We start from the raw sequence: 23,766 nt of genomic DNA, 5'->3' as shown, positions 1-23,766 counted from the left end.
GGACCATGGCGGATCGCTTCACCAAGATGCACGGGCTGGGCAACGACTTCGTCGTCATCGACGCGCGCGAAAGCGCGGTCGAGATGACCCCCGCGCGCGCGCATGCGATCGCCGACCGGCGGCACGGCATCGGCTGCGACCAGCTGATCCTGCTCGAACCGTCCGACAAGGCCGACGTCCGGATGCGGATCTTCAACGCCGACGGCGGCGAGGTCGAGGCATGCGGCAATGCGACGCGCTGCGTCGCGACGCTGATCGGCAAACCCGCGGTGATCGAGACGCTGGGCGGGATGCTGCGCGTCACCCCCGCGGACGGAGGCGCCGAAGTGACGCTGGGCGAGCCCGCCTTCGACTGGGAATCGATCCCGCTCGCGATGCCGATGGACACGCGCGACATGCCCGTCGCGTGGGACGAGCTGGAACGCGGCGCCGCGGTCAATGTCGGCAATCCGCACATCATCTTCTTCGTCCCGGAGGCCGACGCGGTACCGCTCGCCGAGCTGGGCCCGCGGATCGAGACCGACCCGCTGTTCCCCGAGCGCGTCAACGTCAATGTCGCGAGCCTCGATGGCCCCGACCGCCTGCAACTGCGCGTCTGGGAACGCGGCGTCGGGCTGACGCAGGCGTGCGGCACCGGCGCGTGCGCGACCGCGGTCGCCGCGATCCGCGCGGGACTGGTCCGCTCTCCCGTCACCGTCTCGCTGCCTGGCGGCGACCTGGTCATCCGCTGGCGCGATGGCGATCCGATCGTGATGAGCGGCGCGGCGACCCGCGTGTTCGAGGGCGAGACCGACTGGACGCGGTTCGGATGAGCGGCGGCGGACGCGTCGAAGTCGTCAATTTCGGATGCCGGCTGAACATCGCCGAGGGCGAGGCCGTGCGCGCCGCCGCGATCACGGCCGGCGCGGCGGACACGATCGTCTTCAACAGCTGTGCGGTGACCGACGAGGCGGTGCGGCAGGCGCGGCAGGCGGTGCGCCGGGCCTTGCGCGAACGACCCGAGGCGTCGGTGGTGGTGACAGGCTGCGCCGGCGAGCTCGAACGCGACGCTTTCGAAGCGATGGGCGCGCGGGTGGTCGGAAACGACGCCAAGGGGCTGGCCGAGAGCTATCAGACCCGTGTGTCCCCGCGAAGGCGGGGACCCATCTCCGACCGGTTCGACATCGCACCGACGGGTGATGGGCTCCCGCCTCTGCGGGAGCACACGGATTCATCAAAGGCAGTTGGCCCCTACACCCCCGCCCTCTCCGGCGCCGACCATGCCCGCGCCTTTCTGGGCGTCCAGACCGGCTGTTCGCATAGCTGCACATTCTGCGCGACCGTGCTCGCGCGTGGGACGGCGCGCTCGGCGACCGTCGCGGCCGTTGCCGACGCCGCACGGGCCGCGCTCGACTGCGGCCAGCGCGAAATCGTGCTGACCGGGGTCGATCTGGCGAGCTATGGCGACGACAGTGGCACCAGCCTGGCGGCGCTCGTCGAGGCGCTGCTCGCGCTGCCGGTCGATCGGCTGCGCCTGTCGTCCCTCGACCCCGACCGGATCGACGACGCGCTGTTCGCGCTGCTGACCGGCGAACCTCGGGTGATGCCGCACGTCCACCTGTCGATGCAGGCGGGCGACGACATGATCCTGACGCGGATGAAGCGCCGCCACCGCCGCGCCGAAACGGTGCGGCTGGTCGAGCGATTGAAGGCGGCGCGCGGCGACATCGCGATCGGCGCCGACCTGATCGCCGGATTCCCGACCGAGGATGAGGCGATGTTCGCCAACACGCTGGCGTTGATCGACGACGCCGACATCGTCTTTGGCCATATATTTCCCTATAGCCCGCGCGCGGGCACCCCCGCCGCGCGGATGCCGCAGGTCGGACGCGCGCTGGCGCGCGACCGTGCCGCGCGGCTTCGCGACGCCAATGCGCGGCGGCGCCATCGCTGGCTGGACGCGCAGCGCGGCGACCGGACCGCGATGCTCGTCGAACGCGACGGGGTGAACGGGCATGGCGAAAATTTCGCGGCGCTGACGCTGGCGACCCCGGCCGAACCCGGCAGCATCGTGCCGGTGCGGATCGGCGGCCGCGACGGCGACCGGATGCAGGCAACCAGGATCGAGAAGGATAGGACGGCATGAGCGGCGCAAGCTGGAGCGAGCGGCTGTTCGGCGGGCTGAGGCGCACGTCCGAGCGGCTGGGCGAAAATCTGTCGGGGCTGACCGGCAAGTCGCGGCTCGACGACGAGGATCTGGACCGGATCGAGGAGGCGCTGATCACCGCCGACCTGGGGCCCGGTATGGCGGCGCGCATCCGCGAGCGGCTCGCGGCGCGGCGCGACGCGGTCGCCGGCGGCGTCGAGGGCCTGCGGACGATCGTCGCCGAAGAGATTGCGGCGGTGCTGCGGCCGGTCGCCGAACCGCTGGAGATCGACGCCTTTCCGCGCCCGCAGGTCATCCTTGTCATTGGGGTCAACGGGTCGGGCAAGACGACCACGATCGCCAAGCTCGCGCATCTGTTCCAGGAACAGGATTATGGCGTGATGCTGGTCGCCGGCGACACGTTTCGCGCCGCCGCGATCGGGCAACTGAAGGTCTGGGCCGAGCGGCTGGGCGTGCCGATCATGGCCGGGCCGGAGGGCGGCGATGCCGCCGGCATCGTGTTCGACGCGGTGAAGCAGGCGACCGCGACGGGCATCGACGTGCTGATCGTCGACACCGCCGGACGGCTTCAGAACAAGCGCGAACTGATGGACGAACTCGCGAAGATCAAGCGCGTGCTCGGCCGGCTTAATCCCGCGGCGCCGCACGACGTCGTGCTCGTCCTCGATGCGACGACGGGGCAGAATGCCCTGTCCCAGATCGACGTGTTCCGCGAGGTTGCCGGGGTCACGGGGCTGGTCATGACCAAGCTCGACGGCACCGCGCGCGGCGGCGTTCTCGTCGCCGCGGCCGAGCGCCACGGGCTTCCCATCCACGCGATCGGCATCGGCGAGACGATCGACGATCTGCGCCCCTTCGACGCCGACGAGATCGCGCGAATCATTGCAGGAAACATCCGATGAGCGACCAGTTGCCCGGCGGCCCCGAACCCGTCCCGGCCCCGCCGCCGGCCAAGCATGGCTGGCTGAATTTCGCGATCGACTTCGGGCCGTTGCTGGTCTTTTTCCTGACCTATAAAGTCACGTCGGGCGGCGACGGCGCGTTCGCCGCGACGTCGGGGGCGATCAAGGGTACGCTGGCCTTCATGGTCGCGATCGTCGTCGCGATGATCGTGTCGAAATGGAAGCTGGGCCGGATTTCGCCGATGCTGTGGATGTCGGGCGTCCTGGTCCTCGGCTTTGGCGCGCTGACCATCTGGTTCCACGACGAACGCTTCATCGTGATGAAGCCGACGATCATCTATGCCGCCTTTGCGCTGTTGCTGCTCGGCGGCTGGCTGATGAAAAAGCCGATGCTCAAATATCTGCTGCAATCCGCGCTCGACGGCGTGACCGAGAGGGGCTGGCTGCTCCTGTCACGCAACTGGGGACTGTTCTTCGCCGCGCTGGGGATCGCCAACCATGTGATGTACGAGTTGATCCAGGCAGGACGGATGAGCTTCGATGCGTGGCTGACGATCAAGGTCTGGGGCGTGACCGCCCTGTCCTTCCTGTTCACCCTGACCCAGTTGCCCGTGATGATGAAGAACGGGCTGGCGGTTGCCGAGGGCGATAGCTGACTGATCGCCCCTCCCGCAAGCGGGAGGGGCGAGATCAATTTTCCACCGCCTCCCGGTGCATCCGGCCGTTGAGCACATAATGCGCGACGCCCGCCTGCATTCCCGCCGCCTGGGCATCGTCGATCGCGCGGATGCGGCGTGCCGGCGCACCGGCCCAAAGTTCGCGGTCGGGAATCTCCTTGTGCTCGGTCAGCAGCGCACCCGCGGCAAGCATCGCGTCGCTGCCGATGCGGCAGCCGTTCATCACCGTCGCCTTCAAACCGACGAAGGCGCGATCGGCCAGCGTGCAGCCGTGGACCATCGCCATGTGGCCGATCAGCACATCCTCGCCGATGATCGTCGGATAGCCGTCGGGGCGGTGCGGCATCGGGCCGTCGCAATGCACGACGCTGCCGTCCTGGATATTCGAGCGGGCGCCGATGCGAATGTGGCTGACGTCGGCGCGCAGCACGCAATTGTACCAGATGCTGACATCGGGGCCGATCTCGACGTCGCCGATGATCCGGCAGCCCGGCGCGATGAAGGCGCTGGGGTCGATGCGCGGCGCCTTGCCGTTGACGGCGATGATGCTGATGTCGTTGCGGGTCATTCGCGACCTCCGATAAGATGCTTCCACAAGAGGACCGGCAGCGTCGAGGCATAGTCGTCGGTCCAGCGGTCGAAATGCGCGCGCTCTTCGAGCGGCACCCAGGCCCCCGCTTCATAAGCCTTGTCGCGCGGACGCAGGGGGCCGGTCAACCGGGCAAGCCGCTGCGGCGTCGCCGCGAGCGCGACCCAGTTCGATCCGGTCAGGTTGGCATCGGCCTGCGCCGGGCCGGGGTCCATGCGGATCGCCGCCGCCCAGCCGCGTGCCCGCGCCTCCGCCGCCAGAACGGGTTCGAGGTCGAAGAAGCGGTTCGAAATGTGAACGAGAAGCAGTCCGTCGGGTTTCAGAGCGCGGGCATAGAGGCCCATCGCCTCTTTGGTGAGCAGGTGGAGCGGGATCGCATCGGACGAAAAGGCGTCGATGACCAGCACGTCGAGCCGCCCCGGCGGCTGCTTTGCAATCTCGAGCCGCGCATCGCCCAGCACGATCGGCGTGTCGGGGGCGCAATGCGAAAGGAAGGTGAATTTGGCGGGGTCGCGCGCGATCGCGACCATCGCCGGATCGATCTCGAAGATCGTCCAGTGCTGGCCGGGCCGGCGATAGCAGGACAGCGTGCCCGCTCCCAGGCCGACGATGCCGATCGCCGCATCGGACGGCGCGCGGTCGAGCGCCAGGCCCACCCCCGAATCATGCCCGTAATAGGTCGTCGGTTCATAGGCATGGCCCGCGTCGGTGCGTTGCAGGCCGTGCAGCGTCGTGCCGTGCGCGAGCCGCCGCTGGTGCCGATAGGGATCGTCGGTGACGGTGTAGACGCCGAAATAGCTGCGCACGCGCATGTCGGTGAAACTGTCCTGCACCGTGCTCCACCCGCCGACGCCGAGCATCAGCATCGCAAGCACCGCGACATAGGCCCAGCGCCAGCCGATCACGAACAGGCCGATGGTGAAGATCGCGGCACTCCACCCGATCGCCGCGCCCTCGAAGCGGCCGGTCCAGTCGCCGACCATGCGCCACGCGGCGAAAGCGGCGATCGCAACCAGCAGCGCGACGGCCATGCGCGCGGCGCGCGGCGCGAGGCCGAAGGCGCTATCCCACGGGATCAACTTGGGCAAAGGCAGCAGCAGCGCCGCGGCGAGGACGAGCAGCGGATGTTCGTACACCCAGTCGAAGACGAGCGGCGCGACGAGCGCCGCGAACAGCCCGCCGAACACCCCGCCCGCCGACATGATCAGATAGAAGAGCGTCAGATGCCCCGGCGCGGGTCGCAGGTGATAGAGATAGCCGTGCAATGCGACCGCGACGACGAACAGCATCGCAAGGCTGGCAAGGGCGACCATCATCGATCCGCCGCCCGAGCTGAGCAGCGCGAGCCCGCCGACCCCGAGCAGCACCGGCGGCGCGACGAAGGTGACGATCATCGTCAGCCGCGTCAGCGTCGAAAAGGCGATGACGAAGCTGAGCAGGTAGAGGCCGAGCGGGAGCACCCACAGGAGTGGCATGGCGACGATATCGGTGGTCAGGTGGGTCGTGGTCGAGAGCATCAGGCCCGACGGGACCGCGGCGATCGCCAGCCAGTGAAGCCGGCGCCGCCATCGCGGGCGCGGTTCGTCGTCGCGCGCGGCCTCCGGTATCGCCGCCCCGCCGCCCCGGCGCGCCGCGGCGCTTGCCGCGACGAGCACGAACAGCAGCGCATAGCCCGCGGTCCACCCCCAGCTTTGCGCCGCGAGCGGCATCGCCGGCTCGACGAGGGCAGGATAGCTGATCAGCCCGGCGAAGCTGCCGAGATTCGACGCCGCATAGAGGAAATAGGGATCGCCGGCGCGCGGATCGGCGGCGAACCAGCGCTGCATCAGCGGGGCCTGCGCCGACACCGCAAGGAAGACCGGCCCGATCGAGGCGAAGAGCAGGAGCGGCACCCAAAGCGCCTCCTGCCCCGGTGCCGGCGCCGCAATTCGCGCGATGCCGACCGGGAGCCACAGCGCCGCCACCAACAGCAGGCCAAGATGGATCATCGCCTGCCGCCGCACCGCAAAGCGCCCGAGCCAGTGCGCATAGGCGTAGCCGCCGAGCAGCAGCGCCTGGTAGACGAGCATCGCGCTGTTCCAGACCGCGGGCGCGCCGCCGAGCCGCGGCAGCACCATGCGCGCCACCATCGGCTGGACGAGGAACAACAGGAAACTGCCGACGAGGATCGTCAGCACGAACAGCCAGCGGCGCGGCGATGCGGCGGCGGTCATGCGCGTTTCGCTCAGGCGCCGAGCAGACGCGCCGCGTGGAGGGCGTGATAAGTCAGCACGCCCGACGCGCCGGCGCGGCGAAAGGCGAGCAGGGTTTCGAGGACGAGCGCGTCGCGGTCGCCCGCACCCGCCGCGGCGGCGGCCTCGATCATCGCATATTCGCCCGACACCTGATAGGCATAGACGGGCACCGCAAAGGCATCCTTCACCGCGCGCACGATGTCGAGATAGGGCAGCCCCGGCTTGACCATCACGCTGTCGGCGCCCTCGGCGAGGTCCATTTCGACCTCGCGCAGCGCCTCTTCGACGTTCGCCGGGTCCATCTGGTAGGTCTTCTTGTCGCCCTTCAGCAGCCCGCGCGAGCCGACCGCATCGCGGAAGGGGCCATAGAAGGCCGAGGCATATTTGGCGGCGTAGCTCATGATCTGGACATGGCCGAAGCCTTCGAGTTCGAGCGCTTCGCGGATCGCCCCGACGCGCCCGTCCATCATGTCCGACGGCGCGATGATGTCGGCGCCGGCGCGCGCCTGATTGAGCGCCTGCCCGACCAGCATCTCTACCGTTTCGTCGTTGAGGACATAGCCCGTGTCGCCGAGCAGCCCGTCCTGCCCGTGGCTGGTGTACGGATCGAGGGCGACGTCGGTCAGGACGCCGATATCGTCACCGCACGCATCCTTGATCGCGGCGGTGGCGCGGCACATCAGATTGTCGGGATTGAGCGCCTCGGCGCCATCCTCGCTGCGCCGGTCGGGCTGGGTATAGGGAAACAGCGCAAGGCACGGAATTCCTGCGTCGACGGCGTCGCGGGCGCGTTCGACGAGCCGGTCGACCGACCAGCGCGACACGCCGGGCAGGCTGGCGACCGGTTCCTCCGCGCCGCTGCCGGCGCACACGAACAGCGGCCAGATCAGGTTCGACTGGGCCAGATGCGTTTCGCGAACCATCGCGCGGCTCCAGCCGGTGCGGCGGGTGCGGCGCAGGCGCGTGTCGGGAAATACGGCGTGAGTCATGGCGCGTGCATAGCCGCGCTTGGCGCCGGGGGAAATGGCTATTGGCGTGCAATTAGCCCCTCCCCTTCAGGGGAGGGGTGGAACAACATCAGATCCCTTCGCCCGCCCGCTTCGCCGCCACGTCGGCCAGCGTGCCGAGCTTCGGCCCCTCGACCTGCCGGGGCGCGACCGGGGTCAGCGCGGCGCCGGGCTCGATCGCCGTCAGCTCGCGGATGCGCGCGCGGAAGGCGGCAAGCTCCGTCCCTTCGAGCTGGGCGCGGGTCACGAAGCTGACCGACATCGGGTTCACGGCATGACCGTTGCGATAGACCTCGAAATGAAGGTGCGGCCCGGTCGAAAGACCGCTCGAACCGATATAGCCGAGGATCTGGCCGCGACGGACATGCTGGCCCGAACGCACCGCAATGCGGCTCATATGGCCATAGCCGGTGCCGAGCCCGCCGCCGTGATTGAGCTTCACATAATTGCCGAAACCGCCGGTGCGGCCGGCGATCGTGACGGTGCCATCGGTGACCGCATGGATCGGCGCGCCATAGCCGCCGCCGAAATCGACGCCCGAGTGCATGCGCTTGTAGCCCAGAATCGGGTGGCGCCGCATGCCGTAGCCCGATGTGATGCGGCCACGCGTCGGCCGGACCATGCCGCCCGATTGCTGGCCGACGCCCGACGCCTCGAACCACTGGCTGCGCCCGTCCTTCTGCCATTCGAGCATCGACAGCTTGGGCTTTCCGTCGCGGATCAGCCCGGCGTAGAGCAGCTTGCCCGTCTCGGTCTCGCCGGTTTCGGCGCGGCGATAGCCGACGACGATGTCATATTCGTCCGACGCGCGAATGCCCGACACCGACATCTGCTTGCCGATCACGCGCAGATAGGCCTGGATCGCTTCGGGCGGGGCGCCGGCGGCGCGCGCCGAGCGGTACAGGCCCGCCCCGACCTTGCCGCGAATATGCAGCGGCGTGTCGTCGACGGCGATCGGGATGCGGCGCATGACGAGCCGGTCGCCGATCCGCTCCATCTCGACCCTGAGGTCGAAACGGGCCCGCATCGCGAGCGCCTCCACCGGGCGCGGCATCGTGCGCGCCGCACGGCGGCCGAGCACGAGGTCGATGCGGGTTCCGGGGGCGATGTCGGCAAGCGGCACGGCGGTCGACACCTGCTGCGCGAGCGCCTGCGCCTCGCCCCCGCCGACGCCCGAACGTTCGAGCAGGCGCGCGAAGCTGTCGCCGTTGCCCAGGGTCGCGGTGAGTTCGATCTGCGGCCGTTCGGGGGCCTGCGCGAGCGGCCGCACCGCGTCGGTTGCCGCCATGTGGCGACCGGTATCGGCGCCGAGCGCCAGCGGCACGATCATCTGGCCGCGCGCTTCGTTGAAATCGGCCGCATCGAGCGCCGGGGTGCCGCCCGCCGCGAGCGGCTGGATGCCGGGGAAGGTCGCGATCGCGCTGCCGCACAGCAGGGTCAGCGTCGCAAGGCCACGCCACCATTCGGCCGACCCGATGTTGGCGCCAAGGTCGGGAACGAGGTCGAGCGCCGCAAGCCGGTCGCGAACGCCCTCGCGCCACGACGGTGCGCCGCCGGCCCGCTGAAGCGGGACCGCCTGCGACATCGTGAGGGCCGCGGCATTGCCCGACATCCCCGCGATGGGTTCGTGACGCTGAAACACCTTGCAACCCCCGCCCGGCGGTTCGCCCCGCGAACGAGGCGGCCGCCGATCCAATTTCCGACCGGTTTTCTGTAAACAAAGGCCGTTAAAGTCAATTTAACGCGGCCGCGCCGGCCGGTCGCTGCGGCGAAGCGTGGCCCGGCCGGGACGTGGCGAGTCGCGCACCACGGCAAGGGGCGCGGCGATAAAGTGACGGGGGACCAACATCTCTGTTGCGCCGCAACGCGGCTCATGCCAGCATCGGATCACAAGAAGATGCCGTCTCCCGCCACCACCCCGGTCAAGGCCGTCCTTGGCCCCACCAACACCGGCAAAACCCATTTGGCGGTCGAGCGCCTGACGGCGCACGCGAGCGGCATGATGGGTTTTCCGCTGCGCCTGCTCGCCCGCGAAGTCTATGACCGCGTCGTCGCCATCAGGGGCGCGTCGGAGGTCGCGCTGGTCACCGGCGAAGAGCGAATCATGCCGCCGGGCGCGCGTTATCTGCTCGGCACGATGGAAGCGCTGCCGGTGGAACGCGACGTCGCCTTCGTCGGCATAGACGAGGCGCAGCTCGGCGCCGACCCCGAGCGCGGCCATGTCTTTACCGACCGGTTGCTCCGCGCGCGCGGGCGCGAGGAAACGATGATTCTCGGCTCGGCCAGCATCACCGGCCTGGTGCGCGACCTGGTGCCCGAAGCCGAGATCGTCACCCGGCCGCGCTTTTCCACGCTGAGCTACGCTGGCCCGGCGAAGCTGTCGCGGCTGCCGAAAAGGTCGGCGATCGTCGCCTTTTCGGCCGAGGAAGTCTATGCGATCGCCGAAATGCTCCGGCGCTTCGCGGGCGGGGCGGCGGTCGTGATGGGCGCGCTGAGCCCCAGGACCCGCAACGCCCAGGTGGCGATGTTCGAGGCGGGCGAGGTCGACTATCTGGTCGCGACCGACGCGATCGGCATGGGGCTGAACCTCGATGTGACGCACGTCGCCTTTGCGAGCCTGCAAAAGTTCGACGGCCGCCGCTTGCGCCGCCTGACCATTTCCGAAATGGCGCAGATCGCGGGACGCGCCGGGCGGCACCAGCAGGACGGCAGCTTCGGGACGATCGGCCTGCCCCAGGGCGGAATGACCCCCGAAGAGATCATGGCGATCGAGGAGCATCGCTTCCCGCCGCTGCCCAGCCTGTTCTGGCGCAACCCGCTGCCGCGCTTCACCTCGCTCGACCGGCTGATCGCCGACCTGGGGCAGATGCCGGCGCACCCGTCGCTGCGCGCGGCGCCCGAAGCGGTCGACCTGGCCGTGCTCAAGCATCTGGCGGGCGACATCGAGGTCGCGGCGCGCGCGACCGACGCCGAAGCGGTCGCGCGGCTTTGGGACGTGTGCGGCCTTCCCGATTTCGAGCAGCTGGGCGCCGAGCATCACAGCCGCACCGTCCTCAAGCTGTGGCAGTGGCGGACGAGCGGGGCGGGAACGATCGATCCCGACTGGTTCGCGCGCCGGCTCGCGCGGCTCGACGATACCGACGGCGATATCGACCAGCTGGCGAGCCGGATCGCGGCGGTCCGCACGCTTTGCTTCATCGCCCAGCGCGGCGACTGGATCGCCGACGCCGCAGGCTGGACAGAAAAAACGCAAATCCTGGAATCGCGCCTGTCCGACGCCCTGCATTCCGCGCTCGCCCAGCGTTTCGTCGACCGCAGGCTGGCGTTGCTGCTCCGCGACGCGGGGCAGCGGGGGGCCGCGCTGCCGGTCGCGGTCGGACACGACGGCACAGTCGCCGTCGACGGCGAGGCGATCGGGACGCTGAACGGCTTTCAGTTCAAGGTGGATGCCCAGGCGCGCGCAAGCGACCACCGGTTGCTGCTCGCGGCGGCGGAAAAGCACTTGCGCGGCGAGCTGGCGCGACGGGCGAAGGCGCTGGCCGAAGGCGACGACGGCGCCCTCGCGCTGGTCAGCGACCCCGGCGCGCCGCCGCGGATCGCCTGGCACGGCCATATCGTCGCGACGCTCGTCAAGGGCACGACGCTCGTCCAGCCGTCGGTCCAGCTCGAGCCCGCGTTGCGACGGCTCGACCCGCCGCAAGTCCAGGCGATCGCCGAGCGGCTCCAGCGCTTCGTCGCCGACCAGCTCGCGCGTCACGCCGCGCCGCTCGCGGCGATGGGCGCGGCGGCGGGCGACCTGTTCACCCCGCCGCGCGTGCGCGCGTTGCTCGCGGCGATGACCGACGGCGGCGGCCTGATCGCGCGCGCCGCGATCGACGACCAGCTCGCGGCGATGAGCGCCGAGGAGCGGCCGCAGTTGAGGAAGCTGGGGTTGACGATCGGAACGCTCGACATCTTCCACCCGCAGCTCCTGAAGCCGGAGGCGGTGCGCTGGCGCGCGGCGCTGCTCGCGGCGCAGCAGGGCCGCGGGATTCGCGCGCTGCCGCCGCACGGTGCGGTGCTGATCAAGGACGGCGATGCGGGCGGCCTCGCGATAGCCGGGTTCCGGCGCTGCGCGACCGGCTGGCTGCGCATCGACATGGCCGAGAAACTGGCGCGCCAGGCGCACGCCGCGCGCATGCAGGCCGCGGCGCCGCCGACCGCCCCCGTCACCGGAGGCGACCCGCACGCCGATCATCACGACGACGCCGTCGGCGACCCCGTCGATCCGCACGCCGCCGAGCCGCCGGGCTTCGCGATCGACCCCGCGCTGGCGACATCGCTCGGCCTCGACGAGGCGACGCGGCGTGCGCTGCTCGGCAGCTTCGGCTTTCGCGCGGTCGGCGATCCAGCGCTCGAGCGCTGGCGCTGGTCGGGCCGCAAGCGCGCCGACGCGCGCAAGCGTACCAAGTCGCGGCGCAAGAAGCCGGGCAACGGAACCGCGCGCGACACGGCGCCCCCGACGCGCCCGGCCCACGAGGCGCGTGCCGCGAAGAGCAAGGGCAAGGGCAAGGGTAAGGGCAAGGGCGGCCCGCCGCCGCCCGGTGCTGCGCCCCGTCCATCCCGCGGCGACCGCGCCGCACGGCGCGGCCCGTCGCCCCACAGCCCCTTCGCCGGCCTCGCCGCGCTGCTTGCCGAGGGGCGCAAGGACTGATGGCCAGTCCGGGCGCGGCGGGAAGCATCCGGCTCGACAAGCTGCTCTGGTACCTGCGGTTCGCGCGCTCGCGCAGCCTGGCGCAGGCGATGGTCGCGGCGGGGCATATCCGCCTCGACGGCCGCCGCGTCACCCGCGCCGCGGCCGCTGTCCATCCCGGCGCGACGCTGGTGCTGCCGCTCGGCGAGCGGATCGAGGTCGTACGGCTGGTGTCGCTGCCCGGCCGGCGCGGCCCCGCCAGCGAGGCGCAGGCCCATTATGTCCGGCTTGGCGCCGACGGGACGCCGGCTGCCAGCTGACCTATCAGCCGCCAAGGAAAAGCTGTCGCCACCGCGCGCCGCCGGGCGGCTATGGAGTGAGAGTGATTCGCAACTGCCGCTAAGCGTTGACGCGCCGCCGCCGGGCGGCATAGGAGGCGGGGAATCGCATGGAAGCGCGGCGGACGAGCCGCCGACAGATGGAGCCGATACCCATGACCTATGTCGTCACCGACGCCTGCATCCGGTGCAAATATATGGACTGCGTCGAGGTCTGCCCGGTCGACTGTTTCTACGAGGGCGAGAATATGCTCGTCATCAATCCGAACGAGTGCATCGATTGCGGCGTGTGCGAGCCCGAATGCCCCGCCGAGGCGATCCTGCCCGACACCGAAAGCGGGCTCGAGAAATGGCTCGAGGTCAACACCAAGTTCAGCGCCGAATGGCCCAATCTGACCACCAAGAAGGATAGCCCCGCCGACGCCGACGAATTCAAGGGCGTCGACGGCAAGTTCGAAAAATTCTTCTCGCCCGAACCCGGCGAGGGCGACTGATTCGCAGGGCGAGGGCGGCGGGTCGAACCGGCCTCCTCACCCCTCCGATTCGCTGATATCCTCCAGCAGCTCGGGGTCGAGCACGCGCACGCGACCCTGTTCGAGTGCGATCACCCCCGATTCCTCCCACGCGCGGAGTTGCCGGTTGATATGTTCGCGGCTCATCCCGGCGAAATTGCCGAGTTCGGTCTGGCTCAGTTCGACCCGCTGCACGGCGCCGCTGTCCTGGCGGATCAGGCGGCGCAGATAGCGGGCGAGGCGAGGCCCGGAGGCATAGGCGCGATCGCTTTCGATCGTCTGGTCGGCGGTACGCAGCCGCCGCGCGAGTTGACCCATCAGCGACCAGGCGAATTCGGGATGGCTCGCCGCGAAATCGCGCATCGCGTTGCGCCCGAGCTGGAGCGCGCTGCCGGCGCTGGTCGCGATCACCGATGCGGTGCGTTCGCCGCCGTCGAGCAGGGCGATCTCGCCCAGTACCGCCCCCGGCTCGGCATAGGCAAGCACGATCTCGCGCCCGTTCGCGGTCAGCATCGACACGCGCGCGCTGCCTTCGGTCAGGATCAGCAGGCTGTCGCCCGCCTCGCCCTGAACCAGCAATTCCTTGCCACGTTTGAAATGGACCTGCACCGCCCGCGCGGCGATGTCGCCCCAATCGGTGGCGGTCAGGCCCGAAAAGAGACTGTCGGGGCCCTGAAGCGCGGAAAGTGTCGCATGATCCATAAGCCCCTGTGCCCCTGTCCCCGGCCGGCCGCGTCAGACGAGCCGGCTCTGCTTCACCGCCGCCTCGACGAACCCCTTGAACAGCGGATGCGGATCGAACGGTTTCGACTTCAGTTCGGGATGGAACTGCACCCCGATGAACCAGGGATGGTCGGGCCGCTCGACGATTTCGGGCAGCATGCCATCGGGCGACAGTCCTGAAAAGGCCAGGCCGCCCTTTTCCAGCCGGTCGCGATAGGCGCCGTTGACCTCATAGCGGTGCCGGTGACGCTCGCTGATGTCGTTCGCCCCGTAAATGCTCGCGACGTGGCTGTTCGGCGACAATTTCGCTTCATAGGCGCCAAGCCGCATCGTCCCGCCAAGATCGGTGTCGGCGCCGCGCTTTTGCAGCCCCTCTTCGCTCATCCATTCGGTGATCAGGCCAACGACGGGCTCGTCGGTCGGACCGAACTCGGTGCTTGAGGCCGCGGCGATCCCGCTCGTGTTGCGCGCCGCCTCGATGCACGCCATCTGCATGCCGAGGCAGATGCCAAAGAAAGGCACGCCGCGTTCGCGCGCGAATCGGACGCTCGCGATCTTCCCTTCCGATCCGCGCTCGCCGAACCCGCCGGGTACCAGGATGCCGTGCATGGGTTCGAGCTTCGCGGCCAGGTCTTCCTCGCCCGCCTCGAACATCTCGGCGTCGAGCCAGCGGATATTGACCTTGACCCGGTTCGCCATGCCGCCGTGGACAAGCGCCTCGTTGAGCGACTTGTAGGCGTCAGGCAGCGAGACATATTTGCCGACCACCCCGATCGTCACCTCGCCCTCCGGGTGCCGCTTGCGGTCCATGATGTCGTACCAGCGCGTCAGGTCGGGGTCGGGCGCGTCGGGAATGCCGAACGCGCGCAGCACTTCGCTGTCGAGTCCCTCGCCATGATATTGCACCGGTACCGAATAGATGCTGTCGGCGTCGAGCGCCGGGATCACCGCCTCTTTGCGCACGTTGCAGAATTGCGCGATCTTCGCACGCTCGCTGTCGGGCAGCGGCTTTTCGCAGCGGCAAAGCAGGATATCGGGCTGGACGCCCAGCGACGCGAGTTCGCGCACGCTATGCTGCGTCGGCTTGGTCTTCAATTCGCCCGCCGCAGCGATATAGGGCACCAGCGTGACGTGGACCGAAACCGAATTTTCGCGGCCGATCTCGTTCCTCAACTGGCGGATCGCCTCGATGAAGGGCAGCGATTCGATGTCGCCGACCGTTCCCCCGATCTCGCACAGCACGAAATCGAGATCGTCGGTGTCGGCCTGCGCGAACTCCTTGATCGCATCGGTAACGTGCGGAACGACCTGCACCGTCGCGCCCAGATAGTCGCCGCGGCGTTCCTTGGTGATGATCTGCTGATAGATGCGGCCCGACGTGACATTGTCGCTCTGCCGCGCCGCGACCCCGGTAAAGCGTTCGTAATGGCCCAGGTCGAGGTCGGTCTCGGCCCCGTCGTCGGTCACATAGACCTCGCCGTGCTGATAGGGCGACATCGTCCCCGGATCGACGTTCAGATAGGGATCGAACTTGCGAATGCGCACGCGAAATCCCCGCGCCTGCAACAGGGCCGCGAGGCTTGCCGCCATCAGACCTTTGCCAAGGGAGGAGACCACGCCGCCGGTGATGAAAATGAACCGCGCCATGGGAGGAAAGACTTACTCAAAGGGTGGGTGACGGCGCAAGCCGTCGAATCGCATCGGACGAAATATTTTCGTCCCGCATGATGAGGGCCGACGGCGCGCGCCGCCGCCGGCTTATTTCTTCGCGGGCGTGTCCGGCGCCGTGGCGGGCTGGTTCGCCGCCGCGGCCGCCGCGGCAAGCGGATCGTCGCTCGGGGGCGCCGCCGGGGTCTGGGCATCGCCCGTCGCCGGCTGCGGCGCGGCGCCGGTCAGCGATGCGCTGCCGCCCGAGGGCTGCGCGGTCTTGGACAGCGACGTGTCGATCGTCGAGCCGCTGCGGCCGACCGAGGCCATCGCCGCCAGCACGATCGACAGCGCCACGAACAACGTCGCGAGAACCGTCGTCGCGCGGGTCATGAAATCCGCCGCGCCGCGCGCCGAAAGCAGGCCTGCGGGGCTGCCGCCGACACCCAGGCCGCCACCTTCGGACTTCTGCATCAGGATGACGGCGATCATCGCGGCCGCGATCACGGCCTGGACGACGAGCACGAAGGTGAAGAGACTGGACATCATGTTTCCCGAAAACTCGCACGGCCCCTCAACGGACCGCGCCCGCGGCGCACATAGAGACGAAGCCGCGCCGCTTCAAGCGCGAAGCGAAGCCGGCCGATCCGGCGCGGGTAGTTCCGGCCCCGCTTCAGCGCAGCGCGGCGCACGCCTGCTGGATCCGCACACAGGCTTCCTTCAGCACCGCTTCCGACGTCGCATAGGACACGCGAAACGCGGGCGACAGGCCGAAGGCGGCGCCGTGGACCGCGGCGACACGCGCCGAATCGAGGAAATAGTCGATCAGCGCCTGATCGCTGTCGATCGTCTTGCCGTCGGGGGTCTGCTTGCCGATGCAGCCGCTGGCGTCGGGGTAGACGTAAAAGGCTCCGTCGGGGACGGGACAGTTCAGCCCCGGCGCATCGTTGAGCATCGCGACCACCATGTCGCGGCGCTTTTTGAACGCGGCGTTGCGATCGTCGAGGAAACCCTGCGGCCCGCCGAGCGCGGCGGCAGCGGCGGCCTGCGCGATCGAACAGGGGTTGGACGTCGATTGCGACTGCAGCTTGCCGATCGCCTTGATCAGCCACGCCGGGCCGCCCGCATAGCCGATGCGCCACCCGGTCATCGCATAGGCTTTTGAACAACCGTTCACCGTCAGGATCCGGTCGACCAGATCGGGGCAACGCTGCGCGAGCGTCGTGAATTCGAAATCGGCGTACCAGACATGCTCGTACATGTCGTCGGTCATCACCATGACATGCGGGTGGCGGCGGATGACCTCGCCCAGCGCGTCCATTTCCTCCGGCGAATAGGCGGCGCCCGACGGGTTGGAGGGCGAATTGAAGAGCACCCAGCGCGTCTTCGGCGTGATCGCCTTGTCGAGTTGTTCGGGAGTGATCTTGTAGAATTGCGCCGCCGACGCCTCGATCACTACCGGCGTACCGCCCGCGAAATTGACGATGTCGGGATAGCTGACCCAATAGGGCGCCGGGATGATGACCTCGTCGCCCGGATCGACCGTCGCGACGAGCGCATTGAAGAGCGTATGCTTGCCGCCGACGTTCACGGTGATCTGGTTGCGCTCAAAGTCGAGCCCGTTGTCGCGGCGGAACTTGCCGCGGATCGCATCCTTCAGCGCGACGGTGCCGTCGACCAGCGTATATTTGGTCTGTCCGGCGCGGATCGCCTCGATCGCCGCCTCCTTGACGAAATCGGGGGTGTCGAAGTCGGGCTCGCCCGCCGACAGGCCGATGACATCGATCCCGTCGGCTTTCAGTCCCGAAACGCGCGCGGTCATCGCGAGCGTCGCCGAAGGCTGGATGCGGTCGAGGGCGGCGGAGGTGTGCGGCTTGAGCGACATGGAAAGGCTTTCCGTGGCAGCGGGTTTGACAGGAAATTGCGCGCGGCAGCGCCTATCGCGTCCCGCCGACAATCGCAAGGCGCGCGGCGGAAAATTTACCTATTCAGGCGGGAGGTTGGCCTATCGCCCCTGCGCCGTCGTCGGCGAGCCGCGCCGGCACCAGCCCGCGCAGCGAATTGCCGATGAAGAAACCGTCCGCCAGATCGGCGGCGCGCAGGTGCGATTCGACCGCGCGCCCCTTGTCGACAAGTTCGGCGCGCAGCACCCCCGGCAGCAGCCCGAGCGCGAGCGGCGGGGTGAGGAGCATCCCGTCGCGTTCGACGAAGATATTGCTCCAGCTTCCCTCGGTCACGAAACCCGGTTCGTCGACGAAGACGACTTCAGCGGCCCCGCTCGCCTCGCGCGCCGCGTCATAGGCCGCGCGCAGGCTGGTCTTGTGTGCAAGGCGGAAATCACCCGCCGCCATCGGCGCCGCGCACAGCGCGACCGGCACCGGCAATTCGGCCAGGCGCGGCAGCGGCGACACCTCGACCGCAAGCGCGCCCGAAGGCGCAAGGCGCATCCGCACCCGTGCCGCGTGGCGCAGGCGAAAGGTCGCCGATTGCAGGCTGTTGCGGGCGCCATGCCGGTCGAAGGCAAAGCCCAGCGCCGCGGCGCTCGCCTTCATCCGCGCCAGATGACCCTCGAGCCGCTGGATACCGTCGACCGGATCGAACTGCATCGTTTCGATGAGGTCGAAGCTTTCCCCGGCTGCGCCCACAAATTCCCCCTTGGCCAGACATTCGCGCCATTCTTCCGCGGGATGGCTGTCGGCCACGATTCCCGATCCAAGACCCAGCGTGGCGTATGCGGGCCTATCCTGCAAGCCGCCCTGTGGGAACAGCAATGTCCGAATCGAGACATTGAACGCCGCATCGCCGCCGGGTTCGATGAAACCGATCGAGCCGGTATAAAGCTCGCGCGGCCCGGTCTCGATCGCGTCGATGATTTCCATTGCGCGCACCTTTGGCGCGCCGGTGATCGATCCGCAGGGAAAAGCCGCGCGCAGCACGTCGGTAGCGCCGACACCGTCCGGCAGCCGCGCGGTGACGTCGGACACGAGTTGGTGGATCGTCGGAAAGCTCTCGACCCGGAACAGCTCGGGCACCGCGACCGATCCCGGCGCCGCGATGCGCGACAGATCGTTGCGGATCAGGTCGACGATCATCAGATTTTCGGCGCGCTGCTTTGAATCGGTGGCCAGCGCGTGCGCCGCGGCGGCGTCGGCACCCGCGTCGCCCATCCGGGCCGCGGTGCCCTTCATCGGCCGCGCCATCACCTGCCCGCCGCGCAGCGCAAAGAAAAGCTCGGGGGACAGCGAGGCGATCGCCCGCGCGCCGGTCCATACAAAGCCGCCGTAACCCGCACGCGCGGTCGCCCGCAGCCGCGCATAGACCGCGAGCGGGTCGCCCGCGAACGGCACGTCGGCGCGAAGGGTCAGGTTCGCCTGATAAATGTCGCCCGCACGGATCAGGGCGAGCACCGCCTCGACCGCCGCCAGATAGTCGTCGCGCGCGATCCGCGGCACCGGCGCGCCGATCCAGGCGCCGTCGGGGTCGGGCAGGCACTGGGCGACCGCGTCGGCGTCGATCCGCTCGACCCGCTCGAACAGGCCGAACCACGCGAGCGGTGCGGCATCGCCCCGGCCATCGCCGCCGCTGCCTTCGACGACGCCGCGCCACGCCGGCGCCAGTCCCTTGCCCGCTTCATAGGCCAGATAGCCGGCCGCATGCAGTCCCCGCCGCCGCGCGCCATCCAGCGCATCGAGAAGCGCCGGCACCTCGGCCGGCGACGCCGCGGCGAGCGTTTCGACCGGGTCGCGGAACAGCCGCGCCGGCACCGCCCCTTCGATGCGCGCATCGTCGAGCAGGACGAAGGGCGCCCCCCCGCCGATGCTGGCGAAACCGTTGCCGCGAAGAGTCACCGGCCGCCTTTCCGCGCCGTGCGCGCTCAGCGTTCGCGGCGAACGCGGACCGAAGGACGGCCTTCCAGGCTCAGGAAATAGGTGCCGAGCGTCCCCGCCTTGATCTCGATCTTCTGTCCGGGACGGGGACGCAACGGCATGATCTTGTCGTCGGTCTGCACCCACACCGACCCATCTTCCATTTCGATGCGATAGCGGCCATATCCCGCGTCGGAGGCCGACACGACCGTCGTTTCGACATGGTCGATGCGATCCTCGTCGTCGCCGCCGAAAATTCCCAGGTCGGGAAGCGAGAAACCAAAGAGTCCGCGCTTCGTCTTCTTCACCGTTTCCTTGTCGGTGAAGGCGATCTCGCGCGCCGCGTCGGCGGCGGCAAGCTCGCCCACTTCGCGGTCGAAGCACGCCAGCCTCTCGCCCGGGTCGGCCAGGTCGCGGCATGCGTACAGCTCCTGGATCTGGGCGGGACGGGGTGCCTCCTTCCTGTCCGCCGCAGCGGCTCCCGTCGCCAACAGCGGCACGGCGGCAAAGGAAACGGCAAGACGAAAGAACGGCAGCGGCATGGCATATCCCCATTGATCGAACCGGCCCTGACTACCCGCGCACGCATCGGGCCGCAAGGCGTGCGCCGATTGCGTTCGGGGCTTACTGACCCTAGTGTCAGGAAAGCCCCTCAGCCCCCAAGGAATCGCCTCCCTGATGAACAGCGCCTTCTCGTGGTCGACCCATTACCGCCATCCCGCGCAGTGGGACCAGGCGTTCGCGCCGCTGTCGCTGCCGGAGATGCTGGCAGCGGCGGTCGCGGAGAGAGGCGACGCGCCGATGCTCGACTTCATGGGGCGCCGCTTTTCCTATTCCGAAGTCGCCGACGGGGTCGCTCGCGTCGCGCGCGGGCTTCAGGACCTCGGTATCGGCCCGGGCAGCCGCGTGGGCCTGTTCCTGCCCAACGTCCCGCATTATGTCGCGGCCTATTACGGCGCGCTCGCCGCCGGGGCGACGGTGGTCAACTTCTCGCCGCTCTACACCGTGCCCGAGCTCGAGGCCCAGGTCGAGGATTCGGGGACCGAACTGCTTTTCACGATGAGCGCCTCGGCGCTGTTGCCGACCGCGCTTCGGGTGCTCGACGGATCGAGCCTGAAGCGTCTCGTCGTCGGGTCGGTCGCGGGCGCGCTGCCCGCCGCCAAGTCGGTGCTCTACCGCCTGTTCCGGCGGCGCGAGGTCAGCGCGCTGCCCGACGATCCGCGCGTCATCCGGTTTTCGGCCCTTACCGACAATGACGGCGCGCCGCGCGCGGTCGCGATCGACGCGGCCAGCGACGTCGCGCTGATCCAATATACCGGCGGCACCACCGGCACGCCAAAGGGCGCGATGCTGACCCACCAGAATCTGACCGCCAACGCGCGGCAGGTGAATGCGATCGATCCCGACCGCGACGCCGACGACCGGATCCTCGGGGTCCTGCCCTTCTTTCACGTCTTTGCGAACACCTGCGTCCTCAACCGCACGATCCTCAACGGCGGGATGATTGCGATGCTGCCGCGCTTCGATGCAAAGCAGGCGCTCGCGACGATTACCCGGACAAAGGCGACCGCCCTGCCCGGCGTGCCGACGATGTACCAGGCGCTGCTCGACCATCCCGACCTCGCCCGGACCGATTTTTCGTCGCTGCGCGTGTGCATTTCGGGCGGGGCGCCGATGCCCGCCGAACTGCGGGAGAAATTCGTTGCCGCAACCGGCGCGTCGCTTGTCGAAGGCTATGGCCTGACCGAAAGCTCGGGGGTCGTCGCGACCAACCCCTACGACGGCCCGGTCAAGGCGGGAACGATCGGCCAGCCGATCCCCGCGACGCACATCCGCCTGCTCGACAAGGAGGACCCGTCGCGCGACGCGCCGGCGGGCGAACCCGGGGAACTCGCGGTCCGGGGGCCGCAGGTGATGCGGGGCTACTGGAACCGGCCCGAAGCCGACAAGGACAGCTTCACCGCCGACGGCTGGCTGCGCACCGGCGACGTCGCGACGATCGACGAAGACGGCTATATCCGCATCGTCGACCGGCTGAAGGACATGATCGCGGTCGGGGGATTCAAGGTCTACCCCAGCGTGATCGAGGCGCACCTCCACCAGCACCCCGCCGTCAAGGAGGCGATCGTGCTCGGCGTGCCCGATGCCTATCGCGGCGAGACGCCCAAGGCCTTCGTCACGCTCGAGGACGGGTTCGAGGTGTCGGGCGACGCGCTTGCCGCGTGGCTCAATCCGCAGCTCGGCAAGCACGAACGGGTCAGCGCGGTCGAGGTGCGCGACGACCTGCCCAAGACGATGATCGGCAAGCTCGACCGCAAGGCGCTGCGCGCCGAACAGGCCGCCTGACCCGCGACCCCGCCCATCCCGGCCTTGCAATTCGCGCGCGCCTGGCGAAGAGGGGCGCCTCTCTCCCCGCCACAAAGAGGACCCGCATGACCCGCCCTGCCCCCGACGCGCCCATCGAAACCCCGTGGGCCGGTCGCTTCATCACCGTCCAGCAACAGGGTACATGGGAATATGTCACCCGCGCGCGCGGCATCCACGCCGCGGTCATCCTGCCGATCGACGATGCGCCCGACGGGCGGCACGTCATCCTGGTCGAACAATATCGCGTGCCGCTGAAGATCAACTGCCTCGAATTGCCCGCGGGCCTCGTCGGCGACGAGACGCGCGGCGAAGCGCCGGAGATAGCGGCGACGCGCGAGCTGGAAGAAGAGACGGGCTATCGCGCCGCGCACTGGCGCACGGTCGGCGAATTCTTTTCCTCGCCGGGCATGGTGAGCGAGAGTTTCACGCTGCTCGTCGCGACCGGATTGACGAAGGTCGGCCCCGGCGGCGGGGTCGGCGGCGAGGACATCGTCGTCCACCGCGTCCCGCTCGACGGCATCGCCGATTTCGTCGCGGCCAAGCGCGCCGAAGGCTGCGGCATCGACGTCCGCATGACGATGCTCCTCGCGGGCGGACTGCTCGCCTGACCGCATGCCTGCGTGCGACCGGTTGTGACACATAGAATATCGTCACCCCGGACTTGATCCGGGGTCCATTAAGCGCAGCGTCGGGAGGAGTGGATCCCGGATCAAGTCCGGGATGACGAAGAAGGCAAACGGCCGTTCCCCACCCCGAAACCGCCCGGCGCGTCGATGCCCCGCCTGGAGTTTTTCCGGGCGATGTTGAATCACCCCTCCCCTTCAGGGGAGGGGCCGGGGGTGGGGTCTATCGGCCTTGCGCAAGGCTTCGAGGCCTCCTCGCCGAAGGGGAGGGGCCCCGAAAATGGCTCAATCAGTGCCGGGAGGACGCTAGCGCGCTCCAAAGCGCCAGCGCAGCAGCGGGCGCGCCAGGGCCAGCCCGGCGACGAAGCCGCCGACATGGGCCCAGATCGCGATCGACCCGAAGCCGCCGCCGCCCGCAAAGCCGAGCAGCAATTGCACCCCGATCCACGCCGCGGCGAGCCACAGCGCGCGGACCCAATGGCTTGGGATGGGGCCGATCGCGCGCGTCTGCGACCGGCTGAAGATCAGCGCGAAAACCGCGATCAGGGCAGAGATCGCGCCGCTCGCGCCGATCATCGGCACCGCCGATTGCGGTCCCGACAGCCAATGCGCGAACGCCCCGGCATAGGCCCCCGCGACGAGCAGCACCGCGGTCGCCTTCGACCCCAGCGGCGCTTCGAGCTGGCGCCCGATATAAAGCAGCACGACAAGGTTGAAGACGAGGTGCAGCACCCCGGCATGCAGGAAAGCCGCGGTCAGCGGGGTCAGCACAAAGGGTATCATGGCCCCCGCCGGCAGCACGAGCTCGCTGCCCCAGCGGCCGGGAATGAAGCCCGCGCGAACGATCGCGTCGACCTGGAATCCGGTAATCGACAGCAGCACGAAAAGGACGACGCAGGCGAGCGCGTAGCCCGTGACCAGCGGCGCCGCCTGCGGTTTCATCGTCTGCCGCCCCTCAGAGGAATTCGATCTTCGTCACCAGATAATATTTGTCGCCGGCAGGCACGGTGACCTCGATCTCGTCGTCGACCTTGCGGCCGATCAGCGCGCGGCCGAGCGGCGAGTTGTAGCTGATCTTGCCCGCCTTCGCGTCGGCTTCAGCCTGGCCGACGATCTGGTATCTGACCGGCTTGTCGTCCTCGTCGGCGAGCGTGACGGTCGCGCCGAACACGATGCGATCGCCCGACAGCGTCGTCGGGTCGATCACCTGCGCGCGCGACAGCTTGTCCTCCAGGTCGCCGATGGTCGCTTCGACCTGGCCCTGGCGCTCTTTCGCGGCGTGATATTCGGCATTCTCCGAAAGGTCGCCGTGCGCGCGCGCTTCCTCGATCGCGTCGACGATCTGCGGCCGCTCGGCTTTGAGGGCGGCGAGCTGCGCGCTCAGCTTCTCATAGCCTTCTGCCAGCATCGGCACCTTTTCAACGCTTGCCATTACCAATTGTCCTTCGTCAAAAATCCTGCCC

General features: G+C 68.9%; 21 protein-coding genes. 9 read left to right on the top strand and 12 right to left on the bottom strand.

Going from position 1 to position 23,766, the window contains the following annotated elements; translation table 11 throughout:
• The first annotated feature begins 5 nt into the window (after positions 1-5).
• Genes dapF through AC58D2_RS00635 form a run of 4 tightly spaced genes read left to right on the top strand, consistent with a single transcriptional unit; the run spans position 6 to position 3,704 of the window.
• On the top strand, positions 6-812 hold the full coding sequence (gene dapF / locus AC58D2_RS00650) for a diaminopimelate epimerase (RefSeq protein WP_497386321.1): 807 nt from the start codon (positions 6-8) through the stop codon (positions 810-812).
• Positions 809-2,125, top strand: a complete 1,317-nt coding sequence (locus AC58D2_RS00645) for a MiaB/RimO family radical SAM methylthiotransferase (RefSeq protein WP_497386319.1) — start codon at positions 809-811, stop codon at positions 2,123-2,125. Before dapF ends, AC58D2_RS00645 begins: the two co-directional genes overlap by 4 nt.
• Complete coding sequence (gene ftsY / locus AC58D2_RS00640) at positions 2,122-3,048, top strand: signal recognition particle-docking protein FtsY (RefSeq protein ID WP_497386317.1); 927 nt, start codon at positions 2,122-2,124, stop codon at positions 3,046-3,048. Before AC58D2_RS00645 ends, ftsY begins: the two co-directional genes overlap by 4 nt.
• A complete protein-coding gene (locus tag AC58D2_RS00635; protein ID WP_497386315.1) occupies positions 3,045-3,704 on the top strand; it encodes an inner membrane-spanning protein YciB in 660 nt (219 codons plus the stop codon). Before ftsY ends, AC58D2_RS00635 begins: the two co-directional genes overlap by 4 nt.
• A 34-nt stretch (positions 3,705-3,738) precedes the next feature.
• Here the strand turns inward: AC58D2_RS00635 and AC58D2_RS00630 are convergent, their stop codons facing one another.
• The 4 genes from AC58D2_RS00630 to AC58D2_RS00615 all read right to left on the bottom strand — a co-directional run bounded on the left by AC58D2_RS00630 (position 3,739) and on the right by AC58D2_RS00615 (position 9,197).
• Positions 3,739-4,293 (bottom strand): gamma carbonic anhydrase family protein, encoded by a 555-nt coding sequence (locus AC58D2_RS00630; protein ID WP_497386313.1) that lies wholly within the window; start codon positions 4,291-4,293, stop codon positions 3,739-3,741.
• Positions 4,290-6,527 (bottom strand): spermidine synthase, encoded by a 2,238-nt coding sequence (locus AC58D2_RS00625; RefSeq protein WP_497386311.1) that lies wholly within the window; start codon positions 6,525-6,527, stop codon positions 4,290-4,292. Before AC58D2_RS00625 ends, AC58D2_RS00630 begins: the two co-directional genes overlap by 4 nt.
• An 11-nt stretch (positions 6,528-6,538) precedes the next feature.
• Positions 6,539-7,537: a porphobilinogen synthase gene (gene hemB / locus AC58D2_RS00620; RefSeq protein ID WP_497386309.1), complete on the bottom strand. Its 999-nt coding sequence runs from the start codon at positions 7,535-7,537 to the stop codon at positions 6,539-6,541.
• A gap of 88 nt (positions 7,538-7,625) precedes the next feature.
• Positions 7,626-9,197, bottom strand: coding sequence for a peptidoglycan DD-metalloendopeptidase family protein (locus tag AC58D2_RS00615; protein ID WP_497386307.1), 1,572 nt, complete (start codon positions 9,195-9,197; stop codon positions 7,626-7,628).
• Positions 9,198-9,452: 255 nt separating this feature from the next.
• Here AC58D2_RS00615 and AC58D2_RS00610 point away from each other — a divergent pair, with 255 nt between their 5' ends.
• The 3 genes from AC58D2_RS00610 (at position 9,453) to fdxA (ending at position 13,059) form a co-directional block, all read left to right on the top strand.
• The gene (locus AC58D2_RS00610; RefSeq protein WP_497386304.1) at positions 9,453-12,248 is read left to right on the top strand and encodes a helicase-related protein; all 2,796 of its coding nucleotides are present in this window, start codon (positions 9,453-9,455) and stop codon (positions 12,246-12,248) included.
• Positions 12,248-12,547: an RNA-binding S4 domain-containing protein gene (locus AC58D2_RS00605; RefSeq protein ID WP_497386302.1), complete on the top strand. Its 300-nt coding sequence runs from the start codon at positions 12,248-12,250 to the stop codon at positions 12,545-12,547. The genes AC58D2_RS00610 and AC58D2_RS00605 overlap by 1 nt, the downstream gene beginning before the upstream one ends.
• Before the next feature lie 173 nt (positions 12,548-12,720).
• Positions 12,721-13,059 carry a ferredoxin FdxA gene (gene fdxA / locus AC58D2_RS00600; protein ID WP_497387143.1) on the top strand — a complete coding sequence of 113 codons (339 nt, stop codon included), beginning with the start codon at positions 12,721-12,723 and terminating at the stop codon, positions 13,057-13,059.
• Positions 13,060-13,095: 36 nt separating this feature from the next.
• Here the strand turns inward: fdxA and AC58D2_RS00595 are convergent, their stop codons facing one another.
• The 6 genes from AC58D2_RS00595 to AC58D2_RS00570 form a co-directional block, all read right to left on the bottom strand.
• Entirely contained in the window at positions 13,096-13,779 is a 684-nt protein-coding gene (locus tag AC58D2_RS00595; RefSeq protein WP_497386300.1) for a Crp/Fnr family transcriptional regulator, read from the bottom strand.
• A 33-nt stretch (positions 13,780-13,812) separates the two neighbouring features.
• On the bottom strand, positions 13,813-15,447 hold the full coding sequence (gene pyrG / locus AC58D2_RS00590) for a CTP synthase (RefSeq protein WP_497386298.1): 1,635 nt from the start codon (positions 15,445-15,447) through the stop codon (positions 13,813-13,815).
• Between the two features lie 111 nt (positions 15,448-15,558).
• On the bottom strand, positions 15,559-15,996 hold the full coding sequence (gene secG, locus AC58D2_RS00585; RefSeq protein WP_497386296.1) for a preprotein translocase subunit SecG: 438 nt from the start codon (positions 15,994-15,996) through the stop codon (positions 15,559-15,561).
• A 124-nt stretch (positions 15,997-16,120) separates the two neighbouring features.
• Positions 16,121-17,332, bottom strand: coding sequence for a pyridoxal phosphate-dependent aminotransferase (locus tag AC58D2_RS00580; protein WP_497386294.1), 1,212 nt, complete (start codon positions 17,330-17,332; stop codon positions 16,121-16,123).
• Between the two features lie 103 nt (positions 17,333-17,435).
• Complete coding sequence (pabB, locus tag AC58D2_RS00575) at positions 17,436-19,295, bottom strand: aminodeoxychorismate synthase component I (RefSeq protein ID WP_497386292.1); 1,860 nt, start codon at positions 19,293-19,295, stop codon at positions 17,436-17,438.
• Between the two features lie 26 nt (positions 19,296-19,321).
• On the bottom strand, positions 19,322-19,855 hold the full coding sequence (locus AC58D2_RS00570) for a hypothetical protein (RefSeq protein ID WP_497386290.1): 534 nt from the start codon (positions 19,853-19,855) through the stop codon (positions 19,322-19,324).
• A 136-nt stretch (positions 19,856-19,991) separates the two neighbouring features.
• Between AC58D2_RS00570 and AC58D2_RS00565 the strand changes: the two genes are divergently transcribed.
• Complete coding sequence (locus AC58D2_RS00565) at positions 19,992-21,659, top strand: long-chain-fatty-acid--CoA ligase (RefSeq protein ID WP_497386288.1); 1,668 nt, start codon at positions 19,992-19,994, stop codon at positions 21,657-21,659.
• 86 nt (positions 21,660-21,745) lie between these two features.
• Positions 21,746-22,288, top strand: a complete 543-nt coding sequence (locus AC58D2_RS00560) for an NUDIX hydrolase (RefSeq protein WP_497386286.1) — start codon at positions 21,746-21,748, stop codon at positions 22,286-22,288.
• Between the two features lie 321 nt (positions 22,289-22,609).
• Here the strand turns inward: AC58D2_RS00560 and AC58D2_RS00555 are convergent, their stop codons facing one another.
• Together AC58D2_RS00555 and greA are read right to left on the bottom strand one after the other, a co-directional pair.
• Positions 22,610-23,245, bottom strand: coding sequence for a rhomboid family intramembrane serine protease (locus AC58D2_RS00555; RefSeq protein ID WP_497386284.1), 636 nt, complete (start codon positions 23,243-23,245; stop codon positions 22,610-22,612).
• A gap of 13 nt (positions 23,246-23,258) precedes the next feature.
• The gene (greA, locus tag AC58D2_RS00550) at positions 23,259-23,735 is read right to left on the bottom strand and encodes a transcription elongation factor GreA (protein WP_497386282.1); all 477 of its coding nucleotides are present in this window, start codon (positions 23,733-23,735) and stop codon (positions 23,259-23,261) included.
• Positions 23,736-23,766 lie beyond the last annotated feature (31 nt).

It is taken from the genome of Sphingopyxis sp. CR5, from assembly GCF_059693785.1.
This window is presented reverse-complemented; position numbering and strand designations above follow the sequence as displayed.